This window comes from Dehalococcoidia bacterium, assembly GCA_035528575.1.
Classification (GTDB): domain Bacteria; phylum Chloroflexota; class Dehalococcoidia; order E44-bin15; family E44-bin15; genus DATKYK01.
This window is the reverse complement of record DATKYK010000036.1, coordinates 34223-46289: the sequence shown is the minus strand read 5'-3', so window position 1 is coordinate 46289 and position 12067 is coordinate 34223. Positions and strand designations below refer to the sequence as shown.

Sequence of the window (12067 nt, the reverse complement as noted above, 5' to 3'; positions counted from 1 at the left end):
AATAGTGAGCCGGCGTGGCCGTGGAGGGATATGATGGAACAAGGCGGGAACAAAGTCAGTGTAATAATCCCGAGCTATAATGGAAAGGAACATTTAAAAAGGCTGTTGCCAAGCATTGCAAATCAGACATTTAACGATTACGAAGTTATCATCATAGATGATTCTTCACCGGATGAGTCAGTGTTGGAATATGTAAGAACATTTATCAAAGACTATAGAAACATGCGGTTGATTGAGAATGGAGAGAACCTGGGTTTTGTGAAGACCTGCAATAAAGGAATTAGACTGGCAAACGGAGAATATATCTGCCTGCTGAACCAGGACACTGAGGTTAAAAGCAATTTTGTGGAGAGAAACGTCGAAATCCTGGATGCCGACGGTTCCATAGGTGCGTTATCCTGCGTAATAGTCGACCAGGATGGAGATAACTGGTTCACCGGAGGAAGTTTTAAAGGGGGGCTTCCGGTGAACCTCACGGATGATTTCCAGGGAATACGCCCGGTAGATTTCGTCGCTGGAACTGCACCCTTTTACAGGAAGGATGTTTTTAACCGGATAGGGCTTTTTGACGAGAACTACCATATGTACCACGAAGATATTGAGTTTGGCCTGAGACTTCGGGCTGAAACGGATTATAAAGTATGTGTGTTTCCCGAAAAACTGGTTGTACACAATAAACCAAGTGTGGACTGTTCAGAAGAGATGCGCATAATAATTAAGGAAGTGTATTACTTAGGCTGTAGAAATCATATTCTGACACTTAAGAAGTATTACCCGAGATATTTGCCGAAGGTGCTGCTCTGGTACACGTTAGATATAAGCCGCATTCTAGTCAGGGCTTTATTGGAACCTAGCCCCAATTTGTCCTTGTTTGTGAAACCGCGGCCCTGGAAGTTGTTCCTCTTTGTGAAAATGAAGCTCAGGTGCTTTCGATGGGCGCTTAATATGGCTGAAGGGATCTTGGCGGGGTTAGTCAATAGGCAAAGCAAGTAAACATGGGCTAACTGAAGCGAAATACGGGTCATCCCAGGTTCTACGGCTTAATCCTCATCCGGAGACTGCTGAAAAAGAGGTGCCCCGATTTTATCGGGGTGGCTGCAGGCGGGGCAAGCCGGCGTGATTGCAGGGGGCAGAATGGAAAACAGCAAGTGTAAAGTTAGCATCATAATCCCACACTACAATCAGAAGGAATATTTGAAAAGACTGCTGCCGAGCATTGCAAATCAGACATTCGCTGATTATGAAGTCATAATCATAGACGATGCCACGCCGGACAGGTCAGTAGTGGAGTACATCAAAACATTTATCAAAGACCATGGAAACATGCGCCTGGTCGAAAACACCGAGAACATGCGTTTCATCAAAACCTGCAACAAAGGGATCGAACTGGCAAAGGGAGAATATATCTGCCTGCTGAATGCAGACACTGAAGTGAAAAACAATTTTGTGGAGAGAAACGTCGAAATCCTGGATGCCGACGGTTCCATAGGTGCGTTATCCTGCGTGATAGTCGACCAGGACGGAGATAACTGGTTCACCGGAGGGAGTTTCAAAGGGGGGCTTCCGGTGAACCTGAAAGACGATTTTCAGGGAATACGCCCGGTAGATTTCGTCGCTGGAACTGCCCCCTTTTACCGGAAGGATGTTTTTGACCGGATAGGACTTCTTGACGAGAACTACCGTATGTACCACGAAGATATTGAGTTTGGCCTGAGACTCCGGGCTGAAACGGATTATAAAGCATGTATGTTTCCCGAAAAACTGGTCGCGCACTATTTAGCGGGGAGCATACCATTGCGTGAAATGTACGACTTAGCCCGTAGAAATCATATTCTGATGCTTAAAAAGTATTACCCGAGATATTTGCCGAAGGTGCTGCTCTGGTACACGTTAGATATAACCCGCACTCTAGTCAGGGATTTATTGGAACCTACCCCCAATTTGTCCTTGTTTGTGAAACCGCGGCCCTGGAAGTTGTTCCTCTTTGTGAAAATGAAGCTCAGGTGCTTTCTATGGGCGCTTAATATGGCTGGAGGGATCTTGGCAGTGCTAGTCAATAGGCAAAGCAAGTAAACATGGGCTAAATGAAGCGAAAACTGCAAGGGGCAGAATGGAAAACAGCATGTGTAAGGTTAGCATCATAATCCCACACTACAATCAGAAGGAATATTTAAAAAGACTGCTGCCGAGCATTACAGATCAGACATTTGGTGATTATGAGGTCATAATCATAGACGATGCCACGCCGGACAGGTCAGTAGTGGAGTACATTGAAACATTTATCAAAGACCATAGAAACATGCGCCTGGTTGAAAACACCGAAAACATGCGTTTCATTAAAACCTGCAACAAAGGGATCGGACTGGCAAAGGGAGAATATATCTGCCTGCTGAATGCAGACACTGAGGTGAAAAGCAATTTTGTGGAGAGAAACGTCGAAATCCTGGATGCCGACGGTTCCATAGGTGTATTATCCTGTATCATGGTAGATCAGGATGGAGATAACTGGTTCACCGGAGGGAGTTTTAAAGGGGGGCTTCCGGTGAACCTGACGGATGATTTTCAGGGAATACGCCCGGTAGATTGGATTGCCGGAACTGCCCCCTTTTATAGGAAGGATGTTTTTGACCGGATAGGGCTTTTTGACGAGAACTACCGTATGTACCACGAAGATGTTGAGTTTGGCCTGAGACTCCAGGCTGAAACGGATTATAAAGCATGTATGTTTCCCGAAAAACTGGTTGCGCATTATCTGGAGCCAAGCATACCACGGATGGAGGTTAACTACTTACTCTGTAGAAATCATATTCTGATACTTAAGAAGTATTACCCGAGATATTTACCGAAGGTGCTGCTTTGGTATACGTTAGATATAACCCGCACTCTAGTCAGGGCTTTATTGGAACCTAGCCCCAAGTTCTTGTTTGTGAAACCGCGGCCCCGGAAGTTGTCCGTCTTTGTGAAAATGAAGCTCAGGTGCTTTCTATGGGCGCTTAATATGGCTGGAGGGATCTTGGCGGGGCTAGTCAATAGGCAAAGCAAGTAAATATAGGCCAACTTACAGAAAGGATGGGTCAACTAAGGACATCCAGCTTAATCATCATCTGGTTTAGAAGTGAAGATAATACTAATGGACGTCTTGATAACGGGTTCCTGGTAGGTTTAAGAACACAATGTGGGAGTGGCCGCGGTGGTGACGGTCTATATGTGCGGGGGCTGGATTCATCTCCTTGACCGCGGCGGTGCGCGAGAACTCATAATGACTAAAGGGAAAAGGGGAATTAATGCGCTAGAGGTCGCACGAGCGGTAGGCCATAGCCGAGCTGGCTTGGCGCTTGACCGTGCGCGGCATCAGTGCTAGTCTAATATCCTGGGACGGTATAGACCTAGAAGCATCGGGTTGAAAGCGGATGAAACAACAGCGATCTGAGGGTGAGGCAAAGACCAGCAGACTGAGAACGATCTGGTTCTTCCTCAGGAACTATAAGGGCCGATTGTTCATGCTGCTGGGCCTTGCTATAATTGCTGGCTACCTCGAAACTCTGCTAATGGCTGTTTTGTTCCCCATACTGCAGGCAACCTTAGATCAGCCAAGCTACCTGAGTGGTAACCCCTTCTTTATCGTCCTAAGCCATATAGCAGGAATTATCCCGGTTGATAGCGTCCTGGTAGCGAACTCCATCGTGTTTATTATATTGACGCTCCTGGTCTTTCTGGTCATGTTGGTGTATATCAATCTATCTGCGAGAACGACTGCGAAGGTGTCGACAGACTACAAAAAAAAGGTATTCCAGAAGTATACCCAGTTCGACTACCAGTTCTTTGTCGATAATAGACAGGGCGACCTACTGTACAAGGCTAAAGGAGCACCTGAATCCATAGCGACTATATTAATGGCAATGACGACATCTCTCGCTGCAATCGTACTGTTAATATCGGTGCTGGCCCTGCTCTTCTCCCTCTCCTGGAAGGCCACGATCGGTGTGTTGCTTGGCGGTATAGCCTACTCCTACTTTACCAGGTACCTGAGTGTTAAGGTTTCCTATGTCGCGGGAAAGGGAATGCTGTTGGCCAGTCAGGACGAAAATGTGGTGTTAAACGAGTACATAACCGGAGCCAAGCAGATTATCACTACCGGGACGTTTTCGAGATGGCAACAACGGTTTAACGAAGCGGTAATGACTCGGTGGCGGTTTTGGGTAAAGAATGCAGTGTGGACAGCGATACCTACACGAGTTCTGGACATGCTGATGTATCTTTCAATTGCAATCTTTATAATTGTGGTCTGGTGGGTATGGCCCTATAGTTTCGCTTCCCTGCTTCCGTTGATCGGTACATTCGGTTATGCGGCATTTAGATTGCTTCCCCGCGTGTCAGGTCTCGGTTCCCAGATAATGGGGATCATGAATGCACTGCCAAATCTGGAGGTAACTTATGAGCTTCTGGAGGATAAAACCTATAGCAAGATTATAAATGGAACCAGGGGGTTCTCCGGGCTTCGGTCGGGAATCGAGTTGAGAAACGTCAGCTTCACTCACAAGAACAAAGAGAGTGTCACTGTGAGTGACATCTCACTCAGAGTAGATAAGGACAAGGTGACCGCAATAGTCGGTCCGTCCGGCGCCGGCAAGTCAACCATTGTGGACCTGTTCCTACGACTGTACGATGTAGACAACGGCGTCATACTGATCGATGGTGTGGATATCAAAGATTACGAGCTGTCTTCACTTCAGAGCGCAGTTGGGTTCGTAGGGCAGGAGACGTTTATCTACAACGCATCGGTAAAGGATAATATCGAATTCGGAACTGAGTATGATTTGGACAAGATAATGGAAGCAACGCAAGTGGCCGGCGCTCATGAGTTTATCCAGCAGCTTGATGCGGGCTATGATACCGTTGTTGGCGATCGTGGAGTGAGGCTTTCCGGCGGCGAAAGACAACGTATCGCCATCGCAAGGGCCATGATTCGAAGGCCACAAATATTGGTGCTGGATGAAGCCACAAGCGCCTTGGATAATATCTCGGAGAGGGTCGTCCAGAAGGCGATCGACAAGGTATCCGAGAGCTGCACAACACTGGTAGTTGCCCACAGGCTGTCAACTATCAGGAACGCAGATGCGATATATGTTCTCGATGGGGGGAGGGTTGTGGAGAGCGGCACACATGACCAACTGCTCAATAAAAAAGGGAAATATTGGGAGCTTTACAGCAGGCAAGAGGAAGAAATCTAGCGCCTGCTAACCGATCCACTTTCATCAAGCGATCCCTGATACAAGGACTCTCAAGGCCGAAATATGGAGTAGAAAATCAGAACTCATTAGATCCATTAGTTGGTCTGCAAGAGCGCTTCGCCGCACCGGGTGACTATTATGGAATGGCACATCAAGGCTAAGCTTTACCGGGCCATTACTCATCCTAGGGCAGCCGCCGGATGGTTTTATCGATATGGCTTGGAAGTTTCGAGGTACTACGTAAAATGGTTGCTCGAGTTGACGCTGTTCCGACTATGGCACCTAGTGATTATAGCCGTTTGTGGCAAACCGGAGATCACGATTGTTCTTATTGGACGTAGTGACCTCTATCACGGGGACCTCAGATCCAGGATTGAGGCCACACTGTCATGGAACCTTCGCTACATAGACGGAGAGGTAATCTACGTAGAGTGGAACCGTTTGCCGGAGCAACGATCAGATGCAGGCTGGCTGGTGAAGCGATTCCCCAATCTGCGCGTATACGTAGTGCCGCCGGAAATACATGATAGTCTCTCTACCAATCCTGACATCCCGGTGATGGAATACTTTGCCAAGAATGTTGGCATCAGGAGAGCAAGGACGCCATGGGTCTGCGTTATGAATCCAGATGTCGTGTTGGGGCCCGAGATAACCAATCGTCTGCACCGTTTGCAAAAAGAATATCTGTATGGCACAAACAGAACCGAGTTTAAGTGGGGTGGCCGGAGACTGTCTCTTCGTACACTTGCCAATCGCAAACTGCACCGGTTAACATATATAATGAATAAGGAACACAACTATATAGGGGATTTCCTGCTTGCTCATAGAGATGCGTGGTATAAGGCGCGTGGCTATGACGAATCGCTGACCGGCAGACGAAGCGGATGCGATCGGCGCGGATTGGCCCAGTTGTATCACTTGGGCGTGAAACCGCGGTATATCGGTTCATATTTTCATCTCGACCATCCGGAATCGATAGTTCATGGGGTGAAGCCGCATCATGGTGAGAGCTTCGACATCTACGGAAACCTGCCATATCAAAACGGCCCCCAGTGGGGGCTGGCGGACACACAGGAAATCCAGGTACAGGAAAGAGTATGGTTGCTGAAAAAAACCGAGTTCTAGATGGGGCTGGCTCAAGCAGCAAATTGAAGTCAGAAGGGCAAGAAATTATTAGATTGGACTTGAAGACTGGCTTTGACCTGCGAAAAGGTAGTCTCGAGCCTTATTCCAATGTTGGTTTATTCCGGTCTCTCGCATCGATAGTTGTCTCCGAAGCTAAGCAGTTTATCCTCTCAGGAGACGCCCAGGCTCGATTACCGGACGGACTTGTTCGGTGAGGGCAATAGAGTCAACGAAATCCTAATTATGAACACAGACTGTCCAGCGCTCCTACGTCGACTATTTAACCGATGCCCGGGGCTGAAAGCGAGGGGTCGTGGCGACTAGTTGGCCAGTGACCCGCCCACGACGAAAACTGAACGCGTTACGGTACATCTTGAGGAGGGGTATCGAAAACCGTAAGTAGCGCTATGTTCTGCGACAGCGTGCTAAGACGCTTTGTCGCGAAGGTAGGCCGGTAAAGGTGGTTATAGGATCTGCTACTCGAACATACGAGGACTGGCTATACACTGATCTTCCCGTCTTAGATGCTTTGAATCCAGCACACTGGAGGAGTATCTTCCCGCGAGGCGGTATAGACCGGATTCTGGCAGAGCACGTTATTGAGCACTGGACCGAAGACAGTTTTCGCTTGTTCTTGAGGAACGTCCAACCGCTTCTGACCAAGGAAGGGTTCATAAGAATAGCCGTCCCCGATGGTTTTCATCCTGATCCGTCTTACATAGACTTTGTGAAGCCAGGGGGGAGCGGGATCGGTGCTGACGACCATAAGGTCCTTTATAATCACGTCACGATTACGCGTGTCCTATCCGAGGAGCAGTACGATCACAACCTGCTGGAGTATTTCGACGAAGCGGGGCAATTTCATCGCTCACCATGGGAGACAAGCGATGGATTTGTAGTACGCTCTGCCGATTACGGTCTTAGGAATAGGGAGGTTCCCCTATCATATAGCAGTCTCATCGTGGATGCTTGGCCAAGAAGGGGTAAATAGGGGGCCTGGATTCCGAATCAATTACACCCATTATACCCAGTTCGTTCGTCAGGTCTATGGCAAAATTGGGTGGGGCAAATCCATGTTTATGTTCAACTGGCCGTAAGATACCTTAAGTCAAAGGACTAATCCAAACGCGATTGAGGACTTGCTTTGAAGATCTCGGTTATTATCACATCATATAACCAGAAGAATTACCTGCGCGAGGCGATTGAATCTGTTCTGAAACAGACGCTCTTACCCTACGAAATCATTATCGTCGATGATTGCTCATCCGATGGTTCCCAGGATATGATTCTGGATTATGCCAGGCGCTATCCCGACCTAATAATAGCATTCTGCCACGAAAAAGGACTGGGCATTCCGAAGAACCGCAATTTTGCCCTGAGGCAAGTGCGAGGGGATTTGATCTCTTTCCTAGACGGTGATGATAGGTTCTTGCCTAGCAAACTCGAGTTGGAGCTTGAGACACTGCAGCGACATCCAGAGGCTAGTACGGTCTTCTCAAACATCTACTACATTGATGAGCATGGGCAGAGAACAGGCCTCTGGGCCGAACGCGATGCCCCTCCTAGTGGATACGTTTTAAAAGAAACCTTTAGCCTTGACTGGCCTAAGGGCCATACATATAGGAATGAACTTATGACTCGTGATGCCCTGGAGCAAGTGGGCTTCTATGATGAAGAGCTTCACATATGGGAGGACTGGGACATGAGGATTCGCTTTACCAGCAGATTCACGGTCGCTTATTGTCCTATCCCCTTGGTTGAATACCGGCAACATCCTAAGGGAATCTCCATGATATCAAGCAGGGATCTTCATATTAGCACAATGAAGATGACCTATGAGAGAAATCGCCATTTACTTCAAAACCTTTCGGCGAGAGACCGCAAAGATGTGAAAAGAAAAGTGTTCGCTATACTTCTTCTACTTGAAGCGCAAGCGGCGTTTGAGAGAGGACGAAGAGGCGACGCACTCAAGAAGTACGTAGCCCTCGCGTGGAATAACCCGTTCGCTGTTGCTGGATGGATGATTTTGCTGGGGTTCTTGCTTGGAAACCGCAGGTTCAGGTTGGTAAGGGCGGTAATCGGTAAGATGCGTAAGAGCAAGCTATCATGAAGGCTACTGTTGGAAATCACTTAAGGATCCTTCAATGGTGTGCCGTGATATTATCTTTGTACTGCTAAAGTTAATACTATCTGGATGACTTGGCGTTGTTACAAAATAGAAATGGCAAAGGTGGACCGTTTTAGGCTTACAAGATTCCGTCATACTGAAGACGCAAGGGTTAAATATGTGAAATCCCTGTATATATTGAGATAGAGACCGCTGAAAAAGAGGTGCCCCGATATAATCGGGACGGGGGTTCTGGGGGTGTCCCCCAGCTTTAAAAAGTCCCCCAAGATTGGGGGATTAGGGGGTTGACTGAGACTATTTTAGCAGTCTCAGATAAATGGAGAACCAAAAATGAAATCGCTAATTAAAGAATTTATTAAGAAGTTATTCTCGCTCATAGGCTTCAGGATAACACGAACTGATGAAGTAATTGCAGGGGATGAATATAAGTTTGCACCATCACAAGAAGACAAGTTCAAATGGATTCAAAACATGAATATCAAGACTATTATCGATGTTGGAGCGCATATCGGTGAATCTGCACTACAGTTTCATGAATTATTCCCCAATGCCAAAATATATTCTTTTGAGCCCTTGCACGATTGTTACATGCAGTTGAATGATGCTATGAAGAAAGTGCCAGATTTCAGATCTTTCAATTTAGCTCTGGGTGATAAAGAAGGGAGACTACAAATACACCGTAGTGAGTTTTCTCCTAGCTCTTCGCCACTGAAAATGGCAAAACTACACGAAGAAACATTCCCCTTCTCGGCAGGTTATACATTGGAAACTGCCGATGTGAGGACTCTTGATAATATCGCGCAGGAACTCGACTTAGAAAACAACATTCTACTAAAGATAGACGTGCAGGGGTACGAAGACAGGGTGATAATGGGTTCTAGAAGCATTTTAGGCAGGGTTAAGGTAATCATCATAGAAACATCATTTAATGAGCTGTACAAGGGTCAACCGCTGTTTTCGGATATCTATGAACTGCTACACGAAAACGGTTTTATCTACGCAGGTAGCTGGGGGGAGTTGAAAAGTCCACTTGACGGTGCCCCTCTTCAGCAAGATAGCATATTCATCAGGAAATAGAATCAATCTACTATGACGTCGCCTAACCATATATTTGCTACACTTCGCTAGATCCTTTCCGAACTTCGCAAACACGCTAATTACTACCTGCAATTACACACAACGCCTTCTTTGAGCGTCTACCCTTTCCCCTGTATCGACAACAATCCGCCTTTAAAAGATATGGAAGAAGAAGGGGTCTACTAAATAACTTCTATAAAAATATGCCACTGAAATTGATTATTTAATGATGGCGGGTAATATGATATGCTATGAAGGAATGCACCCCCATACAGATGTGAAAGTGACCTGGAGAAGCAATCACGCTGCATTTGATGAAAAGGATAACGTGCCCGGTTCTCCTGATATCTTCTGCCTGCAATTAGCTTATAGTAGGCCAACCACTCAGAGGAGGTGTCTATGAATCTAGTAGACAGATCAACGTACCTCGGCTTGATTGGGAGAATTGCAAGGGTAACAGGTTGGCGGCCACCTCCAAATCCATCACCTCCAAATCCATACCTAGAATATCCAGTCAAACCCGTTCCTAGGTATGGACAAGGTAAGCCCCCACATCGTCGGCTATATGAAATAATTGATACGAATCGAACAGCCTATAAGCATACCCTAAAGAGCTTCTTGGATTTGAAAGAATATTTTGTGAGTATCCCTATAAGAAGGCCGACAAATTCTGAAGAACCCTATTGGGCTTGTACATGGCTACCGGCGTTGGACATAGTTGCTCTCTCTTCATTTCTAATCATCAACAATCCAAAGACATACTTTGAAATAGGCTCAGGCTTTTCGACAAAGTTCGCAAGGAGAGCTATATCTCATTATGGTCTTCGCACTAGGATAGTTTCCATTGACCCTTCACCCAGAGTAGAAATTGATTCTATCTGTGACAATATCATTTATAAGCCTGTTGAAGATGTGGACTTAGGCATATTTGATGAACTGGAATCTGGGGATATCCTCTTTGTTGACAGCTCACACCGTTGCTGCATGAACTCCGATGTTACTGTCGTTTTTCTAGATATTTTACCCCGATTAAGAGCTGGTGTGATGGTCGAGTTTCATGATATTTTTTTACCCTCTGATTATCCCCTTGAGTGGAAAGAGCGTTACTATTCTGAACAATATATGCTAGCGGTTTACATGTTGGCAGAAGGTAACAAATTCGACATCGTTATGCCGAACTTTTTCATTAGTTTTGATAAGGAGTTGGGGGGGATATTGCAACCTCTTTGGAATGAAATAGAAACAAATGAGGTAATAACGGCGGGAGCATCTTTTTGGATTCAAACAAAGTAATCTAATGCCTGCAATTAGCTTATAATAGGCCAACCACTATGAAAGCTTGAGAATAAGCTTGACCTTAGGTGAGGAGAAGTTATAGTATTTGAGGAGGCTTCCTGCTTTAGATTTTTACCCAGCCGGTGGGTAGGAGGAAAAAGATGAAAAAGGCATTTATTACCGGTATCACCGGACAGGATGGCTCGTACCTGGCAGAGCTTTTACTCTCCAAGGGCTATGAGGTCCATGGCCTCATCCGAAGGTCGAGCACCTTTAACACCTCCCGAATAGACCATATCTATGTGGATCCTCATGAGCCGGGAGCAAAGTTGTTTCTTCATTATGGAGACCTTTCGGATGGCACTCAACTGACTAACCTGATATATGGTATCAGCCCGGATGAAATCTACCACCTGGGTGCCCAGAGCCATGTAAGGGTTAGCTTCGATACGGCGGAGTATACCGGAGATATAGTAGCCCTGGGAACCACCCGCATCTTAGAAGCTATACGGCAAAGCGGGATAAAAGCCAAATTTTACCAGGCTTCAAGCAGCGAGATGTTCGGCGACTCTCCCCCTCCACAAAGTGAACAAACGCCCTTGCGACCGCGAAGCCCTTATGCAGTTGCTAAAGTCTACGCCTTCTGGATGACAAGGAATTACAGGGATGGTTATGGGCTCTTTGCCACCAATGGCATCCTGTTCAACCATGAATCGCCACGGCGCGGGGAAACCTTCGTAACTAGAAAGATAACTCGCTCCATTGCTAATATCACTGCCAGAAAGCAGAAATATCTCTACCTGGGAAACCTCGAAGCTAAAAGGGACTGGGGCTATGCCCCTGAATATGTAGAGGCAATGTGGCTCATGCTTCAGCAAGACCAGCCCGACGACTATGTTATAGGAACGGGAGAAACTCACTTAGTAAGCGAATTCCTTACGGAAGCCTTTGGATATGCCGGCCTTGATTGGCAGGAGTATGTGAAGACAGATCCCCGCTACTTAAGACCTCTTGAAACAGAGTTACTGATAGCGGATACCTCAAAGGCAAAGGGGAAACTGGGCTGGGAGCCCAGAATCACCTTCAAAGAGCTGGCCAGGATAATGGTAGATGCGGATATGGAGGTCGTAGGCTTACAACCTCCAGGGGAAGGAAAAACGATCCTGGCGAAGTATGGGATGAACTTCATAGATAAGGCTTTAATCGATCCAGGAACAGGGGGAATGTAGGG

General features: G+C 46.7%; 10 protein-coding genes. All 10 read left to right on the top strand.

The genetic code is table 11. The features are described 5' to 3' along the window. The first annotated feature begins 30 nt into the window (after window positions 1–30). Window positions 31–993, top strand: coding sequence for a glycosyltransferase family 2 protein (locus VMX96_09045; GenBank protein ID HUU64042.1), 963 nt, complete (start codon window positions 31–33; stop codon window positions 991–993). A gap of 141 nt (window positions 994–1134) precedes the next feature. Then, the gene (locus VMX96_09040) at window positions 1135–2073 is read left to right on the top strand and encodes a glycosyltransferase family 2 protein (protein ID HUU64041.1); all 939 of its coding nucleotides are present in this window, start codon (window positions 1135–1137) and stop codon (window positions 2071–2073) included. A 37-nt stretch (window positions 2074–2110) separates the two neighbouring features. Beyond that, on the top strand, window positions 2111–3046 hold the full coding sequence (locus tag VMX96_09035) for a glycosyltransferase family 2 protein (protein HUU64040.1): 936 nt from the start codon (window positions 2111–2113) through the stop codon (window positions 3044–3046). Between the two features lie 364 nt (window positions 3047–3410). Beyond that, window positions 3411–5231 carry an ABC transporter ATP-binding protein gene (locus tag VMX96_09030; protein HUU64039.1) on the top strand — a complete coding sequence of 607 codons (1821 nt, stop codon included), beginning with the start codon at window positions 3411–3413 and terminating at the stop codon, window positions 5229–5231. Window positions 5232–5369: 138 nt separating this feature from the next. Beyond that, window positions 5370–6356, top strand: a complete 987-nt coding sequence (locus VMX96_09025; protein HUU64038.1) for a hypothetical protein — start codon at window positions 5370–5372, stop codon at window positions 6354–6356. Window positions 6357–6816: 460 nt separating this feature from the next. After that, a complete protein-coding gene (locus VMX96_09020; GenBank protein HUU64037.1) occupies window positions 6817–7347 on the top strand; it encodes a hypothetical protein in 531 nt (176 codons plus the stop codon). Between the two features lie 153 nt (window positions 7348–7500). Then, window positions 7501–8466 carry a glycosyltransferase gene (locus tag VMX96_09015; protein ID HUU64036.1) on the top strand — a complete coding sequence of 322 codons (966 nt, stop codon included), beginning with the start codon at window positions 7501–7503 and terminating at the stop codon, window positions 8464–8466. Between the two features lie 348 nt (window positions 8467–8814). Beyond that, window positions 8815–9561 carry an FkbM family methyltransferase gene (locus VMX96_09010; protein HUU64035.1) on the top strand — a complete coding sequence of 249 codons (747 nt, stop codon included), beginning with the start codon at window positions 8815–8817 and terminating at the stop codon, window positions 9559–9561. A 399-nt stretch (window positions 9562–9960) separates the two neighbouring features. Next, a complete protein-coding gene (locus VMX96_09005; protein HUU64034.1) occupies window positions 9961–10854 on the top strand; it encodes a class I SAM-dependent methyltransferase in 894 nt (297 codons plus the stop codon). A gap of 143 nt (window positions 10855–10997) precedes the next feature. Beyond that, entirely contained in the window at window positions 10998–12065 is a 1068-nt protein-coding gene (gmd, locus tag VMX96_09000) for a GDP-mannose 4,6-dehydratase (protein ID HUU64033.1), read from the top strand. The last annotated feature ends 2 nt before the right edge of the window (window positions 12066–12067 follow it).